Annotated in this window: 24 protein-coding genes; 8 read left to right on the forward strand and 16 right to left on the reverse strand. The window is 40.0% G+C overall.

Annotated elements, in window-relative coordinates; all coding sequences use genetic code 11:
- Positions 1 to 106 precede the first annotated feature (106 nt).
- The 3 genes from PQ477_RS04485 to PQ477_RS04495 form a co-directional block, all read right to left on the reverse strand.
- Entirely contained in the window at positions 107 to 1,459 is a 1,353-nt protein-coding gene (locus PQ477_RS04485; RefSeq protein WP_274273019.1) for an amino acid permease, read from the reverse strand.
- A gap of 96 nt (positions 1,460 to 1,555) precedes the next feature.
- Complete coding sequence (locus PQ477_RS04490; RefSeq protein WP_035395032.1) at positions 1,556 to 1,783, reverse strand: hypothetical protein; 228 nt, start codon at positions 1,781 to 1,783, stop codon at positions 1,556 to 1,558.
- Between the two features lie 121 nt (positions 1,784 to 1,904).
- Complete coding sequence (locus PQ477_RS04495; protein ID WP_274273020.1) at positions 1,905 to 4,658, reverse strand: 5'-nucleotidase C-terminal domain-containing protein; 2,754 nt, start codon at positions 4,656 to 4,658, stop codon at positions 1,905 to 1,907.
- Positions 4,659 to 5,121: 463 nt separating this feature from the next.
- Here PQ477_RS04495 and PQ477_RS04500 point away from each other — a divergent pair, with 463 nt between their 5' ends.
- The 5 genes from PQ477_RS04500 (at position 5,122) to PQ477_RS04520 (ending at position 10,545) form a co-directional block, all read left to right on the forward strand.
- On the forward strand, positions 5,122 to 6,345 hold the full coding sequence (locus PQ477_RS04500; protein ID WP_274273021.1) for a glycosyltransferase family 4 protein: 1,224 nt from the start codon (positions 5,122 to 5,124) through the stop codon (positions 6,343 to 6,345).
- Positions 6,342 to 7,373, forward strand: a complete 1,032-nt coding sequence (locus tag PQ477_RS04505) for a glycosyltransferase family 4 protein (RefSeq protein WP_285892569.1) — start codon at positions 6,342 to 6,344, stop codon at positions 7,371 to 7,373. Before PQ477_RS04500 ends, PQ477_RS04505 begins: the two co-directional genes overlap by 4 nt.
- The gene (locus tag PQ477_RS04510; RefSeq protein ID WP_274273022.1) at positions 7,366 to 8,391 is read left to right on the forward strand and encodes a lysylphosphatidylglycerol synthase transmembrane domain-containing protein; all 1,026 of its coding nucleotides are present in this window, start codon (positions 7,366 to 7,368) and stop codon (positions 8,389 to 8,391) included. Before PQ477_RS04505 ends, PQ477_RS04510 begins: the two co-directional genes overlap by 8 nt.
- A gap of 815 nt (positions 8,392 to 9,206) precedes the next feature.
- On the forward strand, positions 9,207 to 9,998 hold the full coding sequence (locus PQ477_RS04515; RefSeq protein WP_060704828.1) for a lytic polysaccharide monooxygenase: 792 nt from the start codon (positions 9,207 to 9,209) through the stop codon (positions 9,996 to 9,998).
- A 154-nt stretch (positions 9,999 to 10,152) separates the two neighbouring features.
- The gene (locus tag PQ477_RS04520) at positions 10,153 to 10,545 is read left to right on the forward strand and encodes a hypothetical protein (RefSeq protein ID WP_035395020.1); all 393 of its coding nucleotides are present in this window, start codon (positions 10,153 to 10,155) and stop codon (positions 10,543 to 10,545) included.
- 61 nt (positions 10,546 to 10,606) lie between these two features.
- On the opposite strand, the gene PQ477_RS04525 is transcribed toward PQ477_RS04520, so the two are convergent.
- The 7 genes from PQ477_RS04525 to PQ477_RS04555 form a co-directional block, all read right to left on the reverse strand.
- Positions 10,607 to 11,365, reverse strand: coding sequence for a class I SAM-dependent methyltransferase (locus PQ477_RS04525; protein WP_035395017.1), 759 nt, complete (start codon positions 11,363 to 11,365; stop codon positions 10,607 to 10,609).
- Positions 11,341 to 11,859 carry a GNAT family N-acetyltransferase gene (locus PQ477_RS04530; protein ID WP_081762133.1) on the reverse strand — a complete coding sequence of 173 codons (519 nt, stop codon included), beginning with the start codon at positions 11,857 to 11,859 and terminating at the stop codon, positions 11,341 to 11,343. Before PQ477_RS04530 ends, PQ477_RS04525 begins: the two co-directional genes overlap by 25 nt.
- Positions 11,860 to 11,996: 137 nt before the next feature.
- Positions 11,997 to 12,983: a phosphotransferase family protein gene (locus PQ477_RS04535; protein WP_274273023.1), complete on the reverse strand. Its 987-nt coding sequence runs from the start codon at positions 12,981 to 12,983 to the stop codon at positions 11,997 to 11,999.
- Positions 12,984 to 13,254: 271 nt separating this feature from the next.
- Entirely contained in the window at positions 13,255 to 13,350 is a 96-nt protein-coding gene (locus tag PQ477_RS04540) for a putative holin-like toxin (RefSeq protein ID WP_038483411.1), read from the reverse strand.
- Positions 13,351 to 13,451: 101 nt separating this feature from the next.
- The gene (locus tag PQ477_RS04545) at positions 13,452 to 14,687 is read right to left on the reverse strand and encodes an MFS transporter (protein WP_274273024.1); all 1,236 of its coding nucleotides are present in this window, start codon (positions 14,685 to 14,687) and stop codon (positions 13,452 to 13,454) included.
- Between the two features lie 58 nt (positions 14,688 to 14,745).
- The gene (locus PQ477_RS04550) at positions 14,746 to 15,318 is read right to left on the reverse strand and encodes a DUF2087 domain-containing protein (RefSeq protein WP_035395015.1); all 573 of its coding nucleotides are present in this window, start codon (positions 15,316 to 15,318) and stop codon (positions 14,746 to 14,748) included.
- 71 nt (positions 15,319 to 15,389) lie between these two features.
- On the reverse strand, positions 15,390 to 16,286 hold the full coding sequence (locus PQ477_RS04555; protein ID WP_274273025.1) for a DUF2268 domain-containing putative Zn-dependent protease: 897 nt from the start codon (positions 16,284 to 16,286) through the stop codon (positions 15,390 to 15,392).
- Positions 16,287 to 16,672: 386 nt separating this feature from the next.
- On the opposite strand from PQ477_RS04555, the gene PQ477_RS04560 reads away from it, so the two are divergent.
- Together PQ477_RS04560 and PQ477_RS04565 are read left to right on the forward strand one after the other, a co-directional pair.
- Positions 16,673 to 16,897 carry a hypothetical protein gene (locus PQ477_RS04560; protein WP_035395012.1) on the forward strand — a complete coding sequence of 75 codons (225 nt, stop codon included), beginning with the start codon at positions 16,673 to 16,675 and terminating at the stop codon, positions 16,895 to 16,897.
- Between the two features lie 257 nt (positions 16,898 to 17,154).
- On the forward strand, positions 17,155 to 18,054 hold the full coding sequence (locus PQ477_RS04565; RefSeq protein ID WP_274273026.1) for an EamA family transporter: 900 nt from the start codon (positions 17,155 to 17,157) through the stop codon (positions 18,052 to 18,054).
- Positions 18,055 to 18,066: 12 nt separating this feature from the next.
- Here PQ477_RS04565 and PQ477_RS04570 read toward each other — a convergent pair whose 3' ends face one another.
- The 6 genes from PQ477_RS04570 to PQ477_RS04595 form a co-directional block, all read right to left on the reverse strand.
- Complete coding sequence (locus PQ477_RS04570; protein WP_274273027.1) at positions 18,067 to 18,522, reverse strand: GNAT family N-acetyltransferase; 456 nt, start codon at positions 18,520 to 18,522, stop codon at positions 18,067 to 18,069.
- Positions 18,523 to 18,655: 133 nt separating this feature from the next.
- Entirely contained in the window at positions 18,656 to 19,348 is a 693-nt protein-coding gene (locus PQ477_RS04575; protein WP_144559853.1) for a DUF624 domain-containing protein, read from the reverse strand.
- Positions 19,349 to 19,352: 4 nt separating this feature from the next.
- Positions 19,353 to 20,441 carry an ABC transporter ATP-binding protein gene (locus PQ477_RS04580; RefSeq protein ID WP_144559854.1) on the reverse strand — a complete coding sequence of 363 codons (1,089 nt, stop codon included), beginning with the start codon at positions 20,439 to 20,441 and terminating at the stop codon, positions 19,353 to 19,355.
- Positions 20,442 to 20,449: 8 nt separating this feature from the next.
- The gene (locus tag PQ477_RS04585; RefSeq protein WP_432813898.1) at positions 20,450 to 21,193 is read right to left on the reverse strand and encodes a carbohydrate ABC transporter permease; all 744 of its coding nucleotides are present in this window, start codon (positions 21,191 to 21,193) and stop codon (positions 20,450 to 20,452) included.
- A gap of 152 nt (positions 21,194 to 21,345) precedes the next feature.
- Positions 21,346 to 22,254, reverse strand: coding sequence for a carbohydrate ABC transporter permease (locus PQ477_RS04590; protein WP_274273028.1), 909 nt, complete (start codon positions 22,252 to 22,254; stop codon positions 21,346 to 21,348).
- 63 nt (positions 22,255 to 22,317) lie between these two features.
- A complete protein-coding gene (locus tag PQ477_RS04595; protein WP_144559858.1) occupies positions 22,318 to 23,640 on the reverse strand; it encodes an ABC transporter substrate-binding protein in 1,323 nt (440 codons plus the stop codon).
- 270 nt (positions 23,641 to 23,910) lie between these two features.
- On the opposite strand from PQ477_RS04595, the gene PQ477_RS04600 reads away from it, so the two are divergent.
- Positions 23,911 to 24,873 (forward strand): bile acid:sodium symporter family protein, encoded by a 963-nt coding sequence (locus tag PQ477_RS04600; RefSeq protein WP_274273029.1) that lies wholly within the window; start codon positions 23,911 to 23,913, stop codon positions 24,871 to 24,873.
- The last annotated feature ends 166 nt before the right edge of the window (positions 24,874 to 25,039 follow it).

Consider the following 25,039-nt stretch of genomic DNA (forward strand, 5'->3'; position numbering starts at 1 on the left):
CTAGAAAAATAGACTTAAAAAAGACTTCTAGCAATAGATGCTAAAAGCCTTTAAACAGTTCTTTATCGTTCACCTAACAAACGGCTACAAACTTATTTATTTAAAGTTATTTACGGGTATAGCCATTCCACACTTTTGGTTTATATCGTTTTTTCTTTACAATGAACGTCATAACGATAATGAGAAGAAGAAATGCTAGACTCACGTATAAACCTGGTCTACCTGTTTCTTCCACAGCTATTCCTGTAATCGCAAAAAGCATGAGCGAGAAACCGAGAATATGGCCACAGATTCGCCAAAGCGTGGGGTTAAGTAAACGCCAATTAGACAGTAAAATTACCATCCAATTGACTAAAATTAAAATGCCAGCTGCGGTTGTAATGTATTCAAATAAACGACCTGGTAACAGCAATGCAGCAACGACAGCTAAAATTAATCCACAAATGGCAAGTAACAATGAAAAGAACGGTAAATCGTGAAACGAAACGCGCTTTTGGAATATGGAAGGCGCGTGTTTTCGCTTTGCTAATTGAGCTAATAATGTTGTTACACCAAACAACGACGCTGTCATTGCTGAAAAACCAGCGACAATGATAGCACCATTAAACACATGCGGAAAAAATGCTAACCCATACGTTGACATGGCTGTTACAAAGGGACTTTCAGAATCATTGAACGCAGTGTAGGATACAAGGCTCACTGCAATCCCTAAAGAGAGTGTATACAAGACAGTAACGCCTATAAGCAACACTTTTCCTGCCTTTGGTGCATCTTCCTTTTTCTTTAATTGCATCGCCATTAGACCAATGACTTCAATCCCTCCAAATGCATAAAAAGCATAAATGAGCGATCCCCAGAAACCAGAAAATCCACGTGGAAACCATTCCTTCAAGTTAGATGGCAACGTTGGCTCTTGACCCGAGTGACTGATTAAGTGAAAAACTGCCAATATACCTAGCACCACGAACATGAAGATGGCTGCCACTTTAATAACGGATAGTACGTTTTCAACAGAGTCAAACCCTTTTGTTCCTAGAATGACAACAAAGATTGCCAAACTTGAATAGAGAGCAGCAAACACCCATAATGGCGTGCTTTCAAACCAAAATTGCGATAAAATTGATAACGCCGTAAGTTGACTTCCTATGATTAAAATATTGGACATCCAGTAATTCCAGCCAGAGGCAAATCCAAGCTTCTCCCCAAACGCGTTTTCCGCATAAACACTAAATGAACCTTCCTGCGGATCGTTAGCAGTCATCTGTGCCAGTGCAATGAAAACAAGATATGTGCCAATAGCGGCAAGTAAAAATGAAACGACGATGGCAGGTCCCGCTAGAGAGATCCCAATACTAGATCCAAGGAAATAGCCTGTTCCAATCGTACATCCGATCCCAAGAAGAGAGAGTTGCCACCAAGCAAGACCCCCTTTTGCTTTTAGCTTCTTTTGTTTAGCCATAATCGCTCCTTTTTTATTGCTAGTGTGCGATAAGAATGGCTCGCTTATCCAATAAAAAAAGCTACAATGAGGTTTGGTCCTCACTGTAGCCGGGCTCTAGTTTGATTTATATTGCTCATTCAGCTTAATTTCATCATCCTCAATGCCAAGGGTTCCGACTTTATCAATGACACCTTTCTGCTTCAAGTCCATCATGACATCGCCAATGACATGAGCTGGATTGCCATTAAAACCATCTAGACTTTTCTCGAATTTAACGCTTGATACAGTATCTACTTTTTTAAGTTCTGCTATGATTTTTTCTTCAATTTCTTTTTGGGGCACTGTTGTCTCCTCCTTTTTGTATATTCTTCTTTCTTTTTGATATTCCACAGTTCCCATTTTTTAATCATTCTTTTTTGTATAAAAAAAGCAGAGATACGGAAATCCATATCTCTGCTTTTTGTTATTCGGCTACTTTTTTCCATACGTCCCACTGGCCAGATTGGCTTGGGTTTTCTCCTTGCGTCCACCACTTTGCTTCATAGAGCTGCCCATCTAAAAGAACTTGATCACCAGCAACGTAGATTTGATCCTTATTCCATTCTTGAGGACCTTCAGGAATCTCATAGCAGTCCGCTACTTTTTTCCATACGTCCCACTGACCAGATTGGCTTGGGTTTTCTCCTTGCGTCCACCATTTTGCTTCATAAAAGTCACCATTGTACTCAACACGATCCCCTGCCGTATACACTTGACTACCACTCCACTCGTCAAACGAACAAACTGGCGGTTCAGGTTCTACAGGGCCTTCCTCTTCTATCCATTCGAACGTACTAGGCGCTCTCATACCAGGAGTAGAAAAATAAGCTTCCAAAGAACCAGTGATACGTACTGCCTTGCCTAGATTTGTTGGATTGCTTTCTAAATTTAAACCGTTTCTCACTGCTGTACCACTCACAAGCTGTACAGGCAACATCTTACTGCGATCGGTTTCATTAGGTGAATCCGCCAGTAACAGATTCGACACAGCGTGAGTCCCTTCTCCAATCACAGGACGCTGGTTTACAATTGAACCGACGATGTATCCTTTTACAGGATAGACTCCGCTATTGTTTCCAATTGCTTCTGCTACCGTTCTCGTACCAGTCGGATCACCTGGCTCTGATCCTTCAATCGTAATTCTGCTTCCTTCTTCATAATTAATCGGTTCTGTTTGGTTCATTACATAATCCACAACAGCTTGCCATACTGGTCCATAGGAATCGTCCAGCACATTTCCTAATTGATAAAAGTTTGTTCCGTGCATGTAATCATTATATGCAACCGTATACGTTTCCTCAGCATCTATCGGCTCTCCGTGCACGTTCACATTTGCTAACTCATAACGATTTCCATCTGGTATAAGCGTATATGTTAAACCTGAAGCTTGTAGGTCAACACCATTATGATAACGGGACTGTTCGAGTAACACGTCCATTATTCGTTCACCTGTTGTTTCAACAACAACAATGGCATTGCCAAAAGAATCTAATGCTTCAATTTGGCGATCGGTAATACTTCCAGGAGGGATTTCTCCTGTTATGGAGCTTCGATTTAAAAGCCCAATGTCACTTCCTGTTTTTGTTCGAATGGCGTCTGTGTATAAATTTCCGATACCAACATCTTGCGTACTTTTGTTAGCTGAATATAGACCCGTATCAGTCGAACCAATAATTTCGCCTGGATTTGGTCCAGAAGGATCTACTTTAATAGATATACGTCCTTCTCTATAGTAATTTAGTTTTTCGCCAGCATCAGTCAAACGTAGAGCATACTGCTCCATCGCTGCTGTCATTAGACCAACTGTTTCGTGGATCACTTCGCCTTCAAACTGATATCCGGAACCACCTGTTCCGATATAATCGGCGACTGCGACCATGTAAGTTTCGTTTTCATCAATCGCTTGTCCGTCTATTGTTAAGTTTGCTCCTAAATAATTTCCTGTAGTTCCTGTAATAATGTCATAGTGTAAGCCGGATGTCTGAAGGTCAATTTGATTTCGATTGTCTCTAGAATAAGAAAATGCAATGACATCTTCAATCGCTGCACCTGTCATCTCAATAACCATAATTTCATTGGCAAATGGTTCAATTGAATAAAGATCATTTAGCGTTACTTCTCCCGGTGCAATACTGTCTCGCAAGCCACCGTTATTCGTTAACGCTACATCTGCATCAGCAAAGTCACGCATAGCATCTGTCCAGAAATTCCCTAACGGTGCATCGCCGTTAAAGCGTCCATCTCTCGTTAACCCTGTGTCGCTGTAGCCAACAACCTTCCCTAAAACGTCTTCCATTTCTTCAACGTAGCCATCAATAACAGCTTGAACCTCTTCATCAACACTTGTCATTGAAGACACAGCCGTTAAAGTCCCCGCTACATTCGTCACTTCTTCGGTCTCATCATTATACGTTAGCGTAAGCTCACCGAGATTCGCTAAATTCGACCCTGTTTGGACAATCGGCGTGCCATTCACAACAACAGGCTGACGTAATGTTGTATGCGAGTGACCACCAATAATAACATCAAAATAGTCTACCGCTTCTGCTAAGCGACGATCTTGATCATGTCCAATATGCGTTAGCGCCACAATCACATCTGCCTGCTCCTCGAGCTCAGCCTGGTAGGAAAGAGCCGTTTCCGCATAGTCTTGATCAAACGTCATGCCAATAACATTCACCGGGGCCGTGGCAGGTGGTGCTTGTGTAATACCAAGGATACCGACCGCTATGCCATCTACATCAATGATCGTATAAGGTTCAGGGTTTTCCACACCTGTTTCCCCTGTACTCATATTTGCACCGAGCCATGGAAATAAGGAATCTTCCATATTTTCTTGTAAATATGCTTGTCCATAGTCAAATTCATGATTTCCAATCGTAAATGCATCAAGACCAGCAAGGTTAAATACATCCACCATCGGTTTCCCAAAATTTAAATCAACAACGGGATTGCCACTTGCAAAGTCACCTGCATCAACAAATAACACATGCTCAAGCTGATCTCGCTTTTCTTTTACATAAGCAGACACTTTCCCGTACTCTTCAAACGATGCATGAATATCATTCGTATGAAAAATATTCAGTGCTTTCTCTTCTGCGTGCGCTTCCCCGTTAACACTAAACGGTAGAGATAGTGCGACAAGACTAGCACCTACCCACTTTTTCCATTTCTCCATCCCTGATGTTCCTCCTCAATGAAATCAATACTAAACGCTTGTCCGTAGACTCTCTAAGCGTAGCAAAAAATGACGACTAATATTGTCGAAATCTCTAATATTTTTGTAAAACATGTAATAAGGTAAAAAAGATCTATCATTCTGTTGTGAATGAAGTGAAAAAATGGGAGAAAACGTCTTTTATAGTCCTAGATTCCTTCCTATTCTTTAGAAAAATACGGCTAGAGACGTATACACATTCATTCTCCCGCTCGGTTCAGCAGAGTAATAATCATGATAACGTTAATAGCGAACGAACATATTGAAGTCATTTCTTAAGTTTTTCTAAAGAAATGAGCCAATACCCATTTACTTGTAAGAAAAATCGTATAATTAAGTGCATTCTTCCATTACCGTTTGGTAAGCATAAAATCGCTCACATGCATATATTCATAAACAATCACTAAAGACAGGAGGGTCAAATGTGAATATTGGTATTTTTACTGATACTTACTTCCCACAAATCAGTGGAGTTGCGACTTCCATTGCAACACTTGATCGAGAATTAACCGCTAGAGGCCATAACGTCTTCATCTTTACGTCCGAAGATAAACAAGCACAAGTAGAAATAGAATCTGGTAAGATCTTTCGTTTCCCAAGCTTATCAACCACCATTATTCCAGAGCGACATCTCGCTTACCGTGGAATGAGAAGAGCATCAAAACTTATAAAGCTATATGACATTGATCTTATTCATACTCATACCGAATTTACAATGGGGTATTTAGGAAAATACATGGCTTACAAACATAAGCTTCCTTTTCTACACACCTATCACACGATGTACGAGGATTACTTACACTACGTTGCTCAAGGAAAGCTGTTAACACCTAAAATGGTTGGTTGGATGACAAAATGGTTTTGTCACAAAGCGGATCGGGTTATTGCGCCCACTGTAAAAGTAAAGCGGACGTTGCATCGATACAACGTTCAATCTCCTATTGGAGTTATACCTACAGGGATCAATGTTAACCGTTTTAAACGAACGGCGGAATCGATGTTTCAAGCGGCTATTCTCCGTAAAAAGCTGAATATCCTCCCCGAAGATCGGGTTATTGTCTCTGTTGGTCGATTGGCAGAAGAGAAGAATATAGACGCTTTAATTCATGCTGTTCACCATTCAAAAAAAGGCAATACGCCCATTAAACTCATTTTGGTTGGTGAGGGTCCGCATAAGGCTTCACTAAAGAAGCTGACAAAGACTCTAGCTGTTGAAGATAATGTTCAGTTTATTGGTGCAGTTTGTTGGGAAGATGTCCATATTTATTACCAACTCTGTGACCTTTTCGTCAGTGCGTCCACCACTGAGGCTCAAGGTTTAACCTATTTTGAAGCAATGGCAGCAGGATGTGTGGTTGTTGCCAAAGCAGATCCAAGTATTCAACATGCAATTGTGCACAAAGAAACGGGCTACATCTTTGAAAAAGACGATGACCTTGCTCCATTGCTAGACACCATCTTCCAACAGAAACAAGAGCAGGTGGCTGTTCAAGTAAAAAGTAGTCAATTTGTTGAATCTCTCTCTGCCGAAGTATTTGGTAAAAAGATTGAAGCAATTTACCGCACCCATTTACTCGCCAACACATTGGAACAATCTACTCATAAAAAAGCGATATCGGCGTTATACCGAATGAGGAGGTCATCATAATGAAATTAACTATGCTATCATCAGCTGAAAAAGTACAAGGGCAAGGGGTTGCCTCGGCGTATCGAGAGCTGATCAACCTCCTCCAATCCCAAAACGAGCAAAGCTATGATCTAGCAATTAATCAGTTCCGACGGTCTGATATTACGCATTATCATACAATCGACTTTCGTTTTTTCTTAACAACATTCTTCAAGAGAACTGGGGTAAAAGTTGGCTACGTTCATTTCTTACCTGAAACAGTAGACGACAGCCTTTCATTGCCTAAACCCATTCGCTCTCTTTTTTATTACTATATGGTGTCTTTCTACAAAAGAATGGATCATCTAATTGTAGTAAATCCAAGCTTTATACCGAAATTAGTAGCATTAGGGTTGGATCAAGATAAAATCCATTACATTCCAAATTTCGTTTCTAAAGCGTCCTTTTCTGCCGGTAAAAAAAGTACTATTCGCGCTGAGCTTGGGATACCTGAAGATGCATTCGTCGTTTTAGGAGCAGGACAAATCCAGCATCGAAAAGGGGTAAAAGATTTTCTAGACATAGCAAGCCAGCGACCGGACATTCATTTTATTTGGGCAGGCGGGTTTTCATTTGGTAAATTAACGGCTGGTTACCACGAATTAAAAGCCTATGTAGATCAACCACCTACCAATGTTCATTTTCCAGGAATTGTACCTAGAGAAAGCATGCAAGCCTATTATAATGCTTGTAATCTGTTTTTCTCTCCATCGTACAACGAACTTTTTCCAATGACAATTCTAGAGGCAATGAGCTGTGAAAAGCCCCTTTTATTAAGAGATTTAGATTTATATGAAGACATTTTGTTTGACTATTATGTAACCGGCACTTCTAACAAGAGCTTTATTGGACAAATAGACCGACTTAGAGAAGACGACCAGTACTATCAACACACACAGAACCTATCTAAAAAAGGAGCTTACGCCTATTCTGAAGAACGCTTAACAACTGTTTGGAATCAGTTTTATAGACATGTACACGGAGTAGTTGCATCCTCTTCCCATGCCTAAAAAACCAGCTTTTCAGCTTGGCATTGTATTGTTTATCAGTATCCTTTCGGTCTGGTTACTTGCTAAAAATATAGACGTATCGGTGTTCTTATTAGGGCTTCGGGATATGAATGGTTTCTGGCTTCTACTTGCTTTTTTGTGTATTGGTTTAAGCTGGCTATTTGAAGCATTAAGTCTTATTTGGCTGTCAGCACATAATAAGCAAAGACTATCGTTCAAAACAGCTATGCATACAACATTAATCGGTCAGTTCTTCAATCAAATAACGCCTCTTGCAACTGGAGGTCAACCTGCACAACTTTATGTATTAGTAAAGCGAGGTTATCACAGCGGAAGCGCAACCTCTCTTTTGTTAATGAAGTTTTTGCTTTTTCAAATTGGACTTGTCTTGAGCTTTACTTTATTTTTGGGCATTGGCTATAAAAGCCTATTTTCCATTTTACCGAGCATGGGATTTTTTATCGTTATAGGCTATATTGTTCACGCGAGCATCATAATCGGATTAACCCTCGTGCTCTTTCACCAACGAACAGCAAAAGGGTTAGGTGAGTTGTTTCTTAAGCCCGTTCAATGGTTTAAAAAAGAAACAGCACGTTTATGGCAGCAGAAATTAGATCAATTCTTAGAGCCGTTTCATGAACAAAGTCTCTATTTTATCCAACATAAACAAGCCCTTATGGTAGGCATGCTTTATACATTCATTCAGCTAGGCTTTTTTTTCATCATCCCTTTTTTTGTGTTTCAAGCATTTTCGATCCACATGTCTCTTTTTACTAGCTCCTCTTTCCATGCGTTTGTCATGATGTTTGCGTCAATTGTTCCAACACCAGGAGGAAGCGGCGCAGCTGAAATGACGTTCTCAGCCGTCTTTCAATCGTTTATGGCTGAAGAAAAATTGATTTTGAGCATGTTGTTTTGGCGTATGATAACTGCTTATAGCGCAGTTGTTATTGGGGTTGGCTTAACAATGAGAGGAATACGCATAAAGAGGACACGTGCAAAAGAAATCTTGGATTAGCCATAATCCCTTCATTCGTTGGAGGGATTTTTCACATAAAAAATACTCTGGTATCTCCAGAGCATTCCAATAAGGGGGGATGACAAATGATTCGTTCGTTCGAAAAACATTCTGCATTAGCTTTTCGTTATATTTATTCTAGCATAGCCTTCGGTGGGTTCGTATTGGGATATATTTAGCAATGCACACGTTGCATTCATCTATTTTTCTTTAGTACGTTACTGCACTTAACTAGCCAACCCTCATTTCGCACGTGATTTTGTCGAAATTTCGGCAGCAAATGTCGAATTAGCACTTATTTCACAATTTCTTTGTTGGGAAAATGATGGCTCATTAAAAAAAAATTGTTGATAATCAATTGTAAGCGCTCTATTTACTTCCTGCATCCACTCTATCTGACTAGAGAATTTAATTTATTTTTCCACTGAAAAAATAAATTATTTGTCCCTTTCTGCAAAACGAGCAATTTTTTTTAAGTGGTTTCCCAATAGGGCAATGTATTTTTTTAAGGAACTATGAAGCTTCATTCTTTTAACAAAAAACGAATATTCCGTTATCTTCCATTTAGTTCAATCAAGATTATACCTCTTTTTCCTTATCTATTTACGAATAAAAAGAACACTTATTCAACTCTCATTCGTACTTTCATCCAGCTTTATTAGCGGATCATTCTATTATTTTTTTGCGTTTCAGAACATTTTTCATTCTTTTTCTTGAAAGTTGACTGGCTCATTTCCCAATTTATTTTTAAATACACATCGTTACAATGAAGGTACGCAAGCAGAACTTGCGAACAAAAAGGAGGAGTTCGTTTGATTGGTAAAAAGAAAGGTCACTCGTTTCTTCAGTCAATTGGTTTCACTGTTCTTGCATCTGCTTTGTTTGTTTTCGCAAACGCAGAATCGGCAAGTGCACATGGCTACATTGAATCTCCCAAGTCTAGAGCATTATTATGTGCCGAACGTGTAAACACAGATTGCGGTGCCGTCATCTATGAACCGCAAAGTTTAGAAGCGCCGAAAGGGTTCCCTGGTGCAAGTATTCCAGACGGACAGATTGCATCTGCAGGGGGCGTTTTTCCACAACTAGATGCCCAATCTTCTAATCGTTGGTCTAAAGTAAACATGAATAGTGGTTATCAAACGTTTAGGTGGCACCTTACAGCGATGCATTCCACAGCAAAATGGCATTACTATATTACGAAACCTAACTGGAACCCTAATCAGCCATTAACCCGCGATCAATTTGAACTAGTCCCATTTTATGAAAAGTTTGATGGTGGTGCTCGTCCAGGACAAAAAGTAAGTCACCAATTAACCGTGCCTGAGCGTTCAGGTTATCACGTCATTCTTGGTGTTTGGGATGTCGCAGATACTGTAAATGCGTTCTACCAAGTCATTGATGCTCAGTTCAGTGGTGGCAGTAATCCTACTCCAAATCCAGACCCAGGTTCACCAGAACAGCCACCTGCACACCCTGCTTGGACATCAACGGCAACTTATGTTGGCGGTGACTATGTAACACACAACGGTCAAGTATACCGTGCAAAATGGTGGACTCGCGGTGAAACTCCTGGTCGTGCCGATGTTTGGGAGCTCATCCGCTAACGCTTTTACTTATCCCCCTATAAAAAGCACATCATATGGATCAGATCCTATATGTGCTTTTTTTGATGTGAACATCTTGATAAGAAAAGGTATTTACAGCGAAAACAGTCTACTTTTATACTTATTATGGAAACAAAGGAGGAGGAGAAAACCCGTGGATCATCGACGCACCCTACAGACTGCATATACAATTGGCGGTATACTACTTACTGGATTAGGAGTCTTTTTACTCTTTACAACACGTTTGTCCGATGGGGTTTTTAGTGGCTATTTCCTTAGTCCGTTTGCAATGGGATGGATGATGCTTTGTTTAGCTTATGTCGTAGCAAAGGTCGGAAATAAAACGGAAAAATGGAAGGCCATTCGTGATAAAGCAGGATTTTATGCGATTCTTACAACTCTTGTTTATCTAGTCATTGCTATAATTATCACTGAATTAGACCTGTATCACTTATCAACTACACAATGGCTAACAACCATATCAAGCCTCATCATTATTACTTTATTTACATCTATGGCGATCCTTTCGAAAAGAACCGCCACATAGCTTTTTCATCTATCGCAACGTTCATGAAGATGCACGCCTATTTCCTGCATGAGCAACAACGTTAACGACGTATCGCTTCAAACGTAATAAGCGACGTTTCCTTCGATGGGGCTTTATCATGAAGATAATCAGCCGACATTTGTATAGATGTAAATCCAGCTTCTTTAAGCATATATGTAAATTCTTCTACTCCGTACCAATATACCTTAAACTGTTGCAACTCTGTATCAACCTCTTTTCCAGATTGCCACTTCCGGTAGGTTAAATAGGTAAGCGAATATTGGTCTATCCAGTTCATTTCCACGTCATAAACAGAGAGGGTAATCCCTTCTTTATCACCGAGTTCAACCGTCCTTAACGATTGGCTATCTTCTGAAAACATCTTAGGAAAACCTAGATCAATAAGAAGTCGACCACCAGGTGAGAGATGTCGGTAAAAGCGCGTTAACGTCTCCATTGCGTTCTCGCGGCCATTTAACAGAGCAAAAGAGCCAGTAGGCATAATAATCGCCTCATACATATGCGGCAATTCCAGATTTTCAAGCCTTTGTGTCACGAGAAATGGATCGAGATTCCGTTTCTCACAGTGTTCCCTACATAAAGCGAGCATATCGTTTGATGCATCTACACCATCCACACATAACTCGTTCTTTAGAAGCGGAATAAGCATTCTACCAGTTCCAACACCTGCTTCTAATATTCTACCGGTAATGCCTGCTAATCGCTGCTGATAAAACTCAATATCTCCAGACATCGAAAAACCAATTGGTTTTGTTGCTTCATAAAATTGCGTACTTAGCTTTCCATATTCGGTAAACATTCACTCTCCACCTCACATATATGTTGATTGAAAAAGTGAGTCATTTTTCTCACTCCAATTTGCTCAGTAAATTCACCGTCTGTCCATTCCTCAATGACTTTTCTCCAAAACGTTTGCGCAGGTTTATTCTCTTTTAATTGCGAAACATGCCAACGGCCTTCATAATCTTGGAAGACCTGTCTAGCAACGAGTCTACCTAAACCCTGTCGGCGATACTTCCTCATAATAAAGAATTCTGCGATCGAATGATAAGGCTGTTGCCTAATCTCAATCTGTTTAACAAGAACAAAACCTGCGTAACAATCATCCACAATAACAAAGTACGGATCATGCTTAGGTTTTGTCCAATAATCTAGTAGAGGATAATCCGTATAGCGGCCGTTCGATTCTACATCTAAATCAATATACGATGAAAAATCGTGCAAATAAAACTGCACTAAGTTTGAAAGTATTTGCCGCTGTTCCACTTCTGCTCTTATTAACTGAACATTCATTTCAACCCTTCCTTTACATTAAAGATCGTGCAACTAATCACCGTGTCCTCGAGTGAATTGAGTGACGCAAGACAAAAACCTCCAACTTACCGTCTTAAATTCTTGTAATATACGCATAAACTTCTTGTTTCACCTAGTCACTTCAAGTGTAAATGAATAAAAATGGTCTTAACCCATTTTTCAAACGATGTATGAATGGGTTGTCCCATCGCATGGAAATAACCCCAATCAAGTACAAGTTGGTGCAATAAATGAATGCGCAAGCGAGATTGAATCTCTACTAATCGCTGTCCAGTGCTATACTCAAGAATAAATTCGTTTGCAATTATAGGTAGCTCTTGTCTCTGATAAAAAAGAATCATTTTCGTTAAATCTACTAATGGATCTGCAAAATAACTATTTGTAAAATCAAATAATCCACTTATTGCCCATTGTCCATCTAGTTGGTCTACAAGGAAGTTTCCTGGTTTAACATCACCCATCACAAAACACGGATCATTCATCTTAGAAAAAACGTCGTAGGCACTTTTCAGTTCTCCAAACATCCAACGTTCATCTGCCTCTGTTAATGTTGAATATTTCTTTGCATCATGGAACCAATGGATGATTCGATTAAAGAGCCAGTCTTTGTAACTAGGTTGAAAAGATTCGATAGAATGCTTGAGAGGATGAAGCTCACCATACGATAAGCTTTTCCACTCGTGCATTTCTCTTAATACACTAGCTAACGATTTAGCAACAGCAGAATGGTCCTCCATTGTCAACTCATGCGCTACATCATGAAGATGCATCCCTCTCATTTTTGGCATGATGCTATAAGAAAATCCAAGAATATCTGTATCATGATGAACAATGTATGGGGTTGGCACCTTTAGAGACGTTTTTTCGGCTAAACAATCGATCACATACTTTTCTTCATCTAATTGCCCTTCATAAATTGGGTTTCCTTTTACGATCCACTCACCCTCAGTGGACACTATAGCCAGTGTTTGCTTCATTGCCCCTTCCTTTGTCCCATTAAAGCTAAGTACCTTCCCTAGCCCGTGAACAGCGAGCAGCTCATTCATTTGCGCTTTTGTCGGGAGAGCAATCGCCTGAGATGCAAATAAAAGTTTCGCAGTCAATTCCACCACATCCTTATAAAAAAAAACCGAATCGATTGTATTCTACATATTCGATCGAATTCCTTTTTTTAAAACAAAATGAAGTGTACGGTAAGCCGTTCTGTAGAACTGGTTAAAATCGATTGAATAGGGTATACTAACTAGACAAACAACGTAAACTAAAAAACCGCCTAGTGTGCGACCACTAGACGGGCGTCGAATCCCACATAGAGTGGGAACTGGCGCAAGAAGAGAGTTAAGTCCTCCTGAGCCGTCAACTCATCGTGGGGACTTAATTTTTTTTAATCAGCAAAAGCACCAACGTCACTAAGGCAAGAATAAACATCCCAAACCCTAAAGCTAAACTAAGTGCTTCAAAAACCGACACGGCATCACCCCCTCTCGAGAGTGCTACCAATCCCCACAACTATGAGTTATTCAACTCCTCTTATGATACCATCATTTTGCCACCTAACGGCTAGTTTTCCTCTAGATGTATCCGTCTTGTTTTTCAACTTCCCTTAACTGACGCATGGATGCTTTTATTTGCAGTCGTCGCACCAATTGGAAAAAGAAGAGAGCAAACCCTATATACACAAATCCAATAACGAATGCCATTTGAAAAGCAGTGAACCATTCACTTAAAAACCCACCAGCCATCATCGCCAGTCCCATTGCACTCGTCTGTACCATGGACAAAGTGCCTGATAGCACGCCCCGTTTTGATGGAGGAAGGATTTTCATTAAAACTGTATCAAAGCATATCGTGCTAATTCCCCCTACAAACGTAATGCTAACCGCTACAATCAGCGCCTGTATAAAGAAGACTGACTGACTTAACAAAAGATGCCCGACTCCTTCAAGCGCAATCATAATAACCCCTATCGTTAAATAGCTTTTTTTCAGATAAGGGGTCATCTTTGAACTAAGTACAAAACCAAGGCCAAGAGCAGCATACATGAGACCAACGCCAAGTTCACCTCGGTCAAATTCATCAAGAGCGATCATATTCATCACGATATTATCGATCCCATTTGCAAGAGGCATAAGAAGCATCATGATAAAAAAAACTTGTAACACGCGTATGCCAACAAACCACTTCATTGTTTGTAAAACAGGTAAGTGTACAGTTGTTACTAGCTTCTGTTCTCGTGTTTTAACGGACAAAATCGGTTTTAACACAGCTGCTGCAAAGAGCAAACAACTTCCATTCAATAAAAATAAGACGTTCGTCCCTATCCAAAACGCAAACAGGCCACCGGTTAAGGAACCAAACACAAGCGTATAGCCAATCAAATGTTGCTCCATTCCGTTAACGTGCAAAAGATTCTTTCTTTGGACAAGGTCTGGGATCGCTGCAAACCGAACAGGTCGATAGAAAGCATTGCCAATAGCAATGAGAAAGGTACTGATATACAGCCATGGTACGTCTCCCGTACTAATCGCCACAAGTGGCAATAAAGCAAATGGGGCACGAATCAACGCTGACAAACTCATCAGTTTAATTTTATGAAATCGATCCGCCAACACGCCGCTTATTGGCGCAAGTAGAATTGTTGGCAAAACTTGCAATGAGAGCAAGATTCCTAATGCAAATCCTGAGCCTGTTAATTGAAAGACAAGGGCAAATGAAGCGACTTGAGCGAACCGATGGCCGATCTCAATAAAAAGTGAACTCCAAAACAGATACGAATACTCTTTCTCTTTTTTTAGTATACTCGCCATATTACACCTCTATCTAATTAGACAATTATCAAAATAGATTCCGAAAAAGAGAACCTGCTTAAACAGGCCACATCTCTTTCGGATTTAATTCATATTGCTGTTCATCTCGGTACATGAAATGAGACATAATCAGTTCTCTTCTAATCGTTGCGTAATCACTGTTGTATCGTTTAATCACTTGATTGACGTCTGTTTCAGCATACTGCCGTCCTTCATCGAATTGCCGTGCAATCACTTCAAGAATAATGAGCCTTTTTTTCCGTTGCGCCGGAAGATGGCTTAACATTCCCTCTCGATCGAAAAAGCTTTTTACAATGGCTGCTTTTTCCTCAGACGGTACATCAAAATACTCAAACCGGTCTTCTCCACCGATACGGATTATAGCCTCTGCCATTTGCTTTAGCTTCGATTCATTCAAATGAAAATAGATCGTATTCTTGTCTCTTCTTTGATAAATCACATCAATTTCTTTTAGCTTTGTTAAGTGATGGGAAATGGTCGGTGGAGTGAGTCCGAGTTTACCTGCAATGGCACCATTGTGGAGTGGCCCTGCTTTTAACATGCTAATAATTTGAATTCTTGTCTTATCTCCAAGCGTTTTATGAAAATGAACCATTCGACTTAATTGCATGATATCCCTCCATCTAATTAGATAATAATCGAAATAGATGGAAATGAAAAGAGAAACCTTTCCTTTTCCCCTTAAAAAATCATTGAACGCGCAATAATGTCATCGCTTTTACATCGTGTGGCGTCAAATATGGTCATTCCCGTTCGTTCTAAAAACGATTTAACCACTACATAACCGACTGCATAGCCAGCAGCGAATGAAAGACCAACTCGCTGATAGCCCTTCTCTGTTGCATAGGGGTCGCCAAACATATAGCTACTTACTTCTGCAAAACCTGTTACGTGCAAAGCATCTTTTATGACAGAAATGGAATACCTTAAATCCTCATCATCTAAGCCTGTTACCCATGGACCAAGCTGCTCTTTTCCATAAAGTGTTTCTACGAATACATCTGCTAATCCTTCGATAACTAGGTATTCACCTACGGTTACATTACCATGACTCCAATCAAAATAAGAAAAACGCACATTATGATGAAATTCATGGGCAAGTAACCCCTCAAAACGAGAGGTATTTCGATCATTCGGAAAGAGATGTACCATTAAATAACCTGGAATTCCACCGAATCCTGTATACCCATCGAGATGGTTCAATTTAACTTCATCTGCTAAATAAATTCCTAAATAAATGTTATCAGCTTTCAGTTCTAAACCTTGACCATTTACTACTTCCAGTAAATAATGGAGTGTCGTCTTCCCACGATCGACTATGTTCATGTTTCGTAACCGCTTTACTCCTTTTTCCAAAGTGTGTCGGTCATCTAAGTTAGCGAAACCTAACATGTCTGCTGCATAGATAACGTCATAGCCATTCGGTTCCTTTGCCTTCATCGGTACTTGCAAGTGAGCCCACATCATCTTTAATGGCTCCATCATTTTATAGCGAAAAAAATGCTGTCTTTGCTCCAACGATGCTAACTGTATTAACTCCTCGTACTGTTGCAATGGATCGTTTACCTTTATGATCATATTATCCCCTCCTACGCTTACGATAGTGGATGACGTAACGTAAAGGTCAACATAAAAAAGAATTGCGCGTGCATCAAATGCATTTACTTTTATAAAGGCATTTGCTATAGTAAAAACACGAATTACGCGGATATAAATTTTCTAAATAGTTAATTTATAATTCGCATTGCTCGAAACAAAAAATCCGCAAAAACCCTTTTGTTTCGCTAAAGGAATTTAGTTTTAAAAAGCGAATACAAAAAAACGAATCTTTTTTTAATGAACAGGCATGAATTCTTCTGTCATTGCCTAAGATGAAGATAGAGTATTTCTTCATCGTAAGCAAAAGGTTTGCGATTATGTGAAAACAGGTACACACTAGAGTGAAAGGCGAAAGGGTGATAAGGATGGAACAAGCCATTGTTTATGATCTTCTTAATCAACAATTTTTACATGCCTTAAAAGAATTGGCAGCGCGGCCAGATGATGAAGACCAACAAATGGCAGCTGACATATTGGGCTTACTTATGAAAAACCCTCAAGCTATCCATGTCATTGATAGCGACTATAAAGAAGCAACGATTATGGCGTGCTGGTCACCTCAGTTAACCAATCAATCTCACTGCACATAATACTTAAAAGAATAGAGGAACATGTCTTTTGCTCATCGACTAGGTTGATGAGCTTTTTTTTAGCAAGCACACGCGTCAGCTATCTTCCCTGTTGTCTTTTTTCATGATATCGTGTACAATCAAAAACGGTTAAACCTTATACTATGAACAAAAGTTTTTAACTTGTGGACCTTTTCAGAGCAATAACTGCTCTTTTTCCGCCACACTGGGCTTCGTGCCTAGTGTGGCTTTTTTATGTATTTAAGGGAGGTAAAAAAATGAAATCAACATGGCTCTATTCATTAGCTGTATTAATTGGCGGTGCCTGCTTTGGCATTTTATCCACTTTTGTTAAAATTGGTTACGGACAAGGGGCTGATCTTGTTCATGTCGTCATGACACAGTTCTTTTTTGGCTTTATCATTTTAGCAATTTTACTGTTATTCTCAGCCCGAAAAAAGATTCCGATAAAGATGGTATTGGCTCTACTTGCCTGTGGTATTCCAACAGGGCTTACAGGAATCTTCTATTATCATTCGTTGCAAACATTAGATGCGTCACTTGCCGTTATTTTCTTGTTTCAATTTGTATGGATTGGTTCTTTTTACGAATTTATTTTCGCTAAAAAAATACCATCAAAACGACGCCTTCTTTCCATTGTCGTTTTAATAGCGGGCTCCGTTTTAGCAGCTGGCGTTTTACAGAGTGCTGTACAATTTGATTGGGTTGGTGCATTCTGGGCGTTGCTTAGTGCGTTTTGCTCTGCTTTATTTATGTATGTGACTGGAGTAGTTGGTACGGATGTTCCTGTTGTCCAGAAAGGGTTCATTATTTCCATCGGTGGATTTCTTTTATCTGCGATCATTCTTGTCCCGACCGCAGAAACGCTTTCATTCACTGGAATTGAGACGGGGTTTATCGGCATAGCTTTTTTACTTGGCTTATTTGGCATAGTCTTGCCGCCACTCATGTTTTCAATTGGCATGCCAAAGATTGGTTCTGGTCTAGGCGCCATTCTTTCTACAGCAGAACTACCTGTTGCGCTTATTTTGTCCATTGCGTTACTCGGGGAAACCATTTTACCGATGCAATGGGCCGGTGTAGCGATTATCTTCGCGGGTATTTTCTATGGAAACGTTGAACGAAAAAAAGTCAGATATGAGTACGCAAGAGAATAACCTTGCGTACTTTTAGTGGTCTAACGGCTTTGTCATTTTGACGATTTCTTGTTGATACCCGAATTTTTCGTAAAACGCAACGGCATGTTCATTCGCTTTAAATACATCTAAAACAATTGTGTGGACCCCTTGTTCCTGAGCCCATTCTTCTGCTTTTTGCATGAGCCGTTTCCCTACGCCTTTGCCTTCAGCTTCAGGCGTTGTGGCAATAGCCGATATGTACCCCTGTCGCTCATTAGTAAAAAAGTCATTTTGCAAACGCATTTCTAAATATCCTAAGAAATGGTGATCATTTTCAGCAATGAACAGGGACAAGTCATCACGCTGAAGAGATTCTAGCAATAACGCCTCCTGTTTTTGTTCCATCACTGTTCGATCGCGGTGCTTCATTAAATCAAATTGCAAAAATCGTCTCGTTAATGCTTTAACGTTGTTTCGATCTTTTTCTTCAAATGAACGAATTTTCATAGGCAACCCCCTTGTTACTACTTTATTGGAAAGAAGGTGTGAATACAAGCGATGAAAGAAGCTAAAGAACGAACCTGAAAAAGACTTAACGATCGCATGTTTGATCATTAAGCCTATTGTATAACAATCACGCCTATGATAATTCCACCGTATCCATCTTCCGAAAGGTGCTATCACCTAAGATATCTGATCGACTAACGGCACCACTAGCCATCCGACTTAAAAACACTGCAAGAACCCCCGGCAATAAAAGCGCATTCCCAATGACTGTAAACGCAAGCAACCCGGCAAAAAGAATGAGTTGAAGGAAGCAGCCCATTGTATACAATGGATACTTTAGCAATAACTTTAAACTAATACCCATAGCTCTTAGTAAGCTCACGTTGTATTTGTTTATGAGTGGAACTGTATAAAGTTGGCTTAAAAGCACCATTCCTGCAAAATAGCTTTGAAAACAAGCGATTGCAAACGCTACATAGGTTTGCTCTATTGACCAATGCCACCATGAAGCGATAAGTATACATGCAAACCCACCGAAAAAGAACGTAAGCCCTAACCCTTTAAAATAATGACGTTTTACGGATATGAAAAACGTTCGTATAAGCGGAACGTTTTTATTCGTTAGTACCGTTTCCATGCTAGCAGTAGCCGCTAGCCAAACTGGTCCTCCAATAAAAAGCGCAAAGCCGATCGCCAACTGCCACGGCAAAAATAATAGAAACGGCACGCATAGAAGAGACACCATTAAACTGATTGAGATAATCGAAACAATATGCTGGTACAAATCTTTAGCAGTTATACGCACTATCGATGTAACTGAAAACATAGCTTCACCCTATCCTTTGTTTCGTTTCTATATCAAACAAATGCATTTTTTCCATTTGAAACGTCATCGCTATGGTTTCACCTGCTTTAATAAAATTTTCTCCAGCAGTTTTTGAAATAACGGACTGTTCATTAAAGGAGAAGTAAAGAAGGTTCTCTGCCCCTAAATGTTCAAACACATTCACCTTCACCTCAACACTCCCTTTTGGGTCTAGCAAAATATGTTCAGGCCGAATGCCAAACATCACTTGTCGATTTACATAGGCACGAACATAGTCTTGTCGATCTAAGGGAACATCTAAGAGATAGTCGCCCATTTGTAGTTGGTTTTCTGAAAGGACGTAAGCAGGAATAAAATTCATGGCCGGAGAACCGATAAACCCTGCCACAAACATATTTTGTGGTCGTGCATATAACTCCTGTGGCGAAGCGATTTGCTGAACTTTTCCTTCATTCATAACCACAATTCGCTCTCCAAGTGTCATCGCTTCTACTTGGTCGTGAGTGACATACACAATAGTCGCCCCTAATCGTTGATGAAGTTCTGCCAGTTCAATTCGCATTTGCACTCGTAGTTTTGCGTCTAAGTTAGAAAGTGGTTCATCAAAGAGAAATACTTTAGGATCTCTCACAATAGCTCGACCTAACGCAACCCGCTGACGTTGCCCTCCTGACAACTCTCGCGGCTTTCGATCGAGTAACTGATCAAGCCCTAATATTTTTGACGCATACGCAACTTTTTCTTCTATTATTGATTTTTCGATTTTCATATTTTTTAAGCCGAAACTTAAGTTTTGTTCGATGGACATATGAGGGTAAAGCGCATAATCTTGAAACACCATTGCAATGTCTCGATCTTTCGGATGAACGTGGTTAACAAGTTGACCATCAATATAGATATTTCCACCTGTTTGCTTCTCAAGCCCAGCAATCATCCGTAGCGATGTCGTTTTTCCACAGCCTGAAGGACCAACGAAAACAAGAAATTCTTTATCTTTTATTTCGAAAGTTGCTTCGTCAACAGCCGTGAAAATTCCACCTTTTTTCGCATCTGCAAACGTTTTTGTAATCCCTTCAAATACTATCGTTGCCATTTTTTCACCTACCCTTTCACTGCACCAATCGTAATGCCTTGTAAGAAATACTTTTGTAAGGAAAAAAACAAGATAAACATTGGTAATGCTGCAATTACTGAACCGGCCATCATGGCGCCAAAGTCGGTAGCTTCCGCAAATTTAAAGCTCGCTAGTCCAATCTGAATCGTTCTCATTGAACTTGTTTGTGTAACGAGAAACGGCCAGAAAAATTCATTCCATGTAGCCACAAATGTAAAGATTGCTAACACAGCCAAACCAGGCTTTGAAATCGGTAGAATAATTTTATAAAAGATTCGCCACTCACTACAGCCATCAATTCGAGCTGCTTGAATAAGCGTTGTTGGCAAGGTCGACATGTACTGCTTCATTAGAAAGATATTTCCTACAGTCGCAAACATTGGTAGCATAATCGCTGTGTACGTATTACCCAGCTGAAGCGTATTTACCACAATGATATAAACGGGAATAAGCGTCACTTGTGCTGGAATCATCATCGTTCCAAGTAACATCCAAAAAATCGTATTTCTACCTGGAAAACGAAGCTTTGCAAAGGCATAGCCTGCTAGCGAACAGAACAATACATTTGTAAACGTTAGAACTGTTGAGATAAATAGGCTATTCCCAAGCCACCTCATAGCATCGGTTTCAGTAAAAAAGCGAATATACGTGGCGACTGATGGGTTTTTCGGAAACCACTCTGGAGAAAAAGATGCACTCATGGATGTGTCTTTAAAAGACATAACGAGCATCCAATATAACGGAATTAATGTAATGACAATCCAGAACAATAAGATAGCGTAACTGACTACTCTTGCTCCTATTCGTTTCCCATTTGCTCGTTTTATTTTTGACTCTTTCTGATGGTGAAAAGCAGGCTGATTCACGCTCAATGCCCCCTTTTTTAAAATTCGACATTACTTGACATAAGCTTAAATTGAAAGACAGAGGCTAAAATAATAACAATCCCCAGTGCAAATGATTCTGCTGCGGCTAGCCCAAATTGATAATATTCAAAAGCATGTACATAAATTAAATAAGCAATCGTGGTAGTGGCAAAATTTGGTCCTCCTTGAGTCATTAAGTAAATACTCATAAATACTTGAAATGAGCCAATAATCCCCATCACAAGCAAATACAGTGTCGTTGGTTTTAAAAGCGGCATTGTAATATGCTTAAACTGAGACCAACCGCTAGCATGATCGATATCCGCCGCCTCATATAAAGACTTCGGAATCCCACCAAGGGCAGCTAAATACAAAATAATCCCTGCACCATGACCCGTTAACCAGCTCATTAAAATAAGTGAGAATAATGCGGTACTCCTGCTTCCTAACCACATCGTATTCTCTATCCCGATATAATTAAGGATCATATTTAAGAGTCCCATATTTGTCGGGTCATAAATCCAAAACCAGACAAGAGCCATGGTAACACCAGAAGCAACTGTAGGGAGATATAAAGACGCTTTAAAGAAGGTTTGTACTTTTTTCCCCCGTGGAAAAATAAGCACCGCAAGCACAAGGGTAATCCCAACGCTTACAGGGACAGTCGCTACCGTAAAAACAAAGGTATTGCGCATAGAGCGCCAAAAAATCTCATCTTGAACCATGGTCTGATAATTCTCTAGTCCAATAAATGTAGACCCCATAACATGATATTGTTGAAAGCTCATAACAAACGCATAAATAACTGGAATAAAAGTGAACAGTAAGAAGACAAGGATGGGGACAAGAATGAAGACATAACACCAGCCGTAGTCTCTTAAGAATAGTGATAACTTAGACGGTGTTACCTGTACGGTTTCTGCCATAAGAAACGCTCCTTTATAAAGAAAGTAGAAGAGAGTCATTAATCCTCTACTTTCTCATGTTAACTAAGGTTGGTACTTTGCTGATGCTGCCTCGGTCTTAAATTTTTCAAATGCTTCCTCAGGCGTTAATTCTCCACTAATTAGACCTTGAAAGGTCGGGACAACCACCTGTGTTTTAAACATGTCGTCTTTAGCAGCAAGCTCGCTCGTAATCGTATTTGGCGGCAAGACATTACTCGCAAGTCGTTCGGCGGCAAGTCTATTCTCATCTGAGAGTGGTAACTCATAATTGTCGGCGGCTTCTTTATGAATGATCGGTAATGCAAGTGCGGAGGATGTTTTTCCAATTGCATCTGCACCAGCCAAGTGTTCAAGCACTTTAACACTATTTTCGACATGGGCTTCATCAGCATTGTTTTGTGTAAATAATAAGTAACCCTCTGCTCCACCTTGTGAAACCTCCACTTCTCCCTCGTGATGAGGAATTGGAAGCAAGACAAAGTCTAACTCTTCTCCTTCTGTTACACCATCTTGAATCTCTTGATTACGATTCTGAACGATCGCATCTGCATAAGGAATAGCCCGACCGTAGAAAAGAGCTTGGTAGTTGTAATACATTTCTTGCCGTTTCGCCGCATCAATGGCTGCAGTCTCAGCTGGCATAATTCCCTCATCTCTTAGCTTCACAATAAACGTCATCGCTTCTAAAATTCTGTCGTCATCCCATTGAATACCCTCTTCTGTCATTCGATAAGGGATTCCATTATTTCGAGCTAAATGGTCTAATAATTCTTCATCAACACCTTGGAATACAAATCCATATTGCCGATCACCGTGGTCATTTTCCTGGTCACCGATAGAAGCTAGCTCATAAAATTCATCCCATGTCCAGCCTTCTAACTGAATTTTCTCATAATCGACGTCGTATTCTTCAAGTAATGCTTTATTGCCACCCCATACATGGAGATATTGATACAACGGTAAGCCATACATGGATCCTTCTAACGTCATATGATCAAGTGCTACCTCATCATAATCGCTTAAATCAATAGATAATTTGTCATCTATAGGTACTAAAAGCTCAGTCTCTTTATATTTCCCAAGCGGTCGACCAAAGTATAAATCAGGTGGACTACCTGAATTCAATGCAATATCGAACTTTTGTAACCCTTCTGCCCAAGATAACACTTCGTACTCTACTTTAATGGTTGGATTTTCTTTTTCAAAAGCAGCAATAGATTCTTTTAATTCACCTTCATATTCACCATGAACAGGATACGTCCATACTTTTACGACATCTCTCTTCTCTTCATCCCCTCCACCACACGCCGTTAACGCAACAAGCATAGCGCCTGTTACGGTGGAAGCTATCAACAGCTTCTTCATTCCCTTATCCCCCTTTTTTATCTGTTGATCCCCTGACCTTCCCCCCTCTTTTTAGTAGTAGTTGATAGTACAATGTATGCCTTACGATCTTTGGACATACCATTTTCAACTAAAACAGAATAACGTTTAGATCGTTTATCGATAGAGAGAGTATGCCAGCAGAGGTTACTATATCAAAAAAATAATGACGATTTCCTTATAACTATGTATAATGATGTACACACAGAGAGAACAAAAGTATTTTTAATTAGCACTACGCGGGGTGAGAGCATGAAACAAATTGAATTGATTAGTGCGTTTGCAGGAAAGTATTTTGTCTTCTTCGTCATAGGTGCAAGCGTGCTTGCATTCTTAATACCGGAGCCATTTTTACCTATCGCTGGCTACGTCCCCATTTTACTTGGAGTGATTATGTTTGGAATGGGAATGACGCTAAAGCCTGTCGATTTTAAAATGGTAGCAAAGCATCCATTACCTGTATTTCTAGGTCTTGTTGCACAATTTACAATTATGCCACTAACGGCATTTGGCATTGCCTACTTATTAAATCTTCCACCAGAATTAGCAGCTGGTCTCGTTTTGCTTGGTTCTGTACCAGGAGGAACATCGTCAAATGTTATGGTTTACCTTGCAAAAGGAGACTTACCTTTGTCTATTACCATGACGTCGTTTTCCACTCTTGTAGCACCAATTGCTACTCCAGCAATTTTGTATATTCTTGCAAATCAATGGATGCCTGTTCAATTTTGGGATATGTTCACCATGATTGTTCAAGTGATTATTATTCCGGTGGCTCTTGGCGTGACCATAAAACGATTCTTGCCCACATTTGCTCAACAAACAGAAAAAGCAATGCCTCTCGTATCCGTACTAGCGGTACTAGCTATTCTGTCTGCCGTGGTCGCTGCAAACAATGAGGCCCTCGCTTCTACTGGGTTAATTGTCTTTTTCGCTGTCATGCTTCATAATGCAGCCGGGTTAATTCTTGGGTATCTTGCTGCTGCTGCTTTCCGCTTGTCACCAAGTCAATGCAGAGCAGTCTCAATTGAAATTGGTATGCAAAACACCGGGCTCGGTGCAACACTTGCTACGGCTCATTTAACACCACTAGCTGCCATCCCAAGTGTATTTGGAGCTGCTTGGCATAACTTTACTGGAACCATTGTCGCAACCTATTGGGCCAGAAAGAAAAGTGATAAAGAACATGTACCAACACAGAAAAAAAGCGCATAACCACACTAACTGGCGAATGATCTTTATTAACAGGATCATTCGCCTTTTGCTTTAAAAAGACATCATTTAAACAACCGCGCAGAGTTGATTACCACTCGTGAACTTAAGTAGAAGCTCCTTAGAATGCATAAGGTTTCTTTATCCTCACATACTAAAGCTACCTAGG

Source organism: Shouchella hunanensis, from assembly GCF_028735875.1.
Lineage (GTDB): Bacteria > Bacillota > Bacilli > Bacillales > Bacillaceae_D > Shouchella > Shouchella hunanensis.

Bases quoted from the DNA above. Each gene is read 5' to 3' on its own strand.
- PQ477_RS04575 (WP_144559853.1), bottom strand. From the start codon at position 19,348: ATGTTTTCAGTTACATCGATAGTGCGTATAACTGCTAAAGATTTGTAC.
- PQ477_RS04590 (WP_274273028.1), bottom strand. From the start codon at position 22,254: ATGGCAGAAACCGTACAGGTAACACCGTCTAAGTTATCACTATTCTTA.
- PQ477_RS04510 (WP_274273022.1), top strand. From the start codon at position 7,366: ATGCCTAAAAAACCAGCTTTTCAGCTTGGCATTGTATTGTTTATCAGT.
- PQ477_RS04560 (WP_035395012.1), top strand. From the start codon at position 16,673: ATGGAACAAGCCATTGTTTATGATCTTCTTAATCAACAATTTTTACAT.
- PQ477_RS04530 (WP_081762133.1), bottom strand. From the start codon at position 11,859: ATGAATGTTCAGTTAATAAGAGCAGAAGTGGAACAGCGGCAAATACTT.
- PQ477_RS04555 (WP_274273025.1), bottom strand. From the start codon at position 16,286: ATGATCATAAAGGTAAACGATCCATTGCAACAGTACGAGGAGTTAATA.
- PQ477_RS04495 (WP_274273020.1), bottom strand. From the start codon at position 4,658: ATGGAGAAATGGAAAAAGTGGGTAGGTGCTAGTCTTGTCGCACTATCT.
- PQ477_RS04550 (WP_035395015.1), bottom strand. From the start codon at position 15,318: ATGCAATTAAGTCGAATGGTTCATTTTCATAAAACGCTTGGAGATAAG.
- PQ477_RS04595 (WP_144559858.1), bottom strand. From the start codon at position 23,640: ATGAAGAAGCTGTTGATAGCTTCCACCGTAACAGGCGCTATGCTTGTT.
- PQ477_RS04580 (WP_144559854.1), bottom strand. From the start codon at position 20,441: ATGGCAACGATAGTATTTGAAGGGATTACAAAAACGTTTGCAGATGCG.
- PQ477_RS04565 (WP_274273026.1), top strand. From the start codon at position 17,155: ATGAAATCAACATGGCTCTATTCATTAGCTGTATTAATTGGCGGTGCC.
- PQ477_RS04570 (WP_274273027.1), bottom strand. From the start codon at position 18,522: ATGAAAATTCGTTCATTTGAAGAAAAAGATCGAAACAACGTTAAAGCA.
- PQ477_RS04525 (WP_035395017.1), bottom strand. From the start codon at position 11,365: ATGTTTACCGAATATGGAAAGCTAAGTACGCAATTTTATGAAGCAACA.
- PQ477_RS04545 (WP_274273024.1), bottom strand. From the start codon at position 14,687: ATGGCGAGTATACTAAAAAAAGAGAAAGAGTATTCGTATCTGTTTTGG.
- PQ477_RS04585 (WP_432813898.1), bottom strand. From the start codon at position 21,193: ATGCTCGTTATGTCTTTTAAAGACACATCCATGAGTGCATCTTTTTCT.
- PQ477_RS04600 (WP_274273029.1), top strand. From the start codon at position 23,911: ATGAAACAAATTGAATTGATTAGTGCGTTTGCAGGAAAGTATTTTGTC.
- PQ477_RS04485 (WP_274273019.1), bottom strand. From the start codon at position 1,459: ATGGCTAAACAAAAGAAGCTAAAAGCAAAAGGGGGTCTTGCTTGGTGG.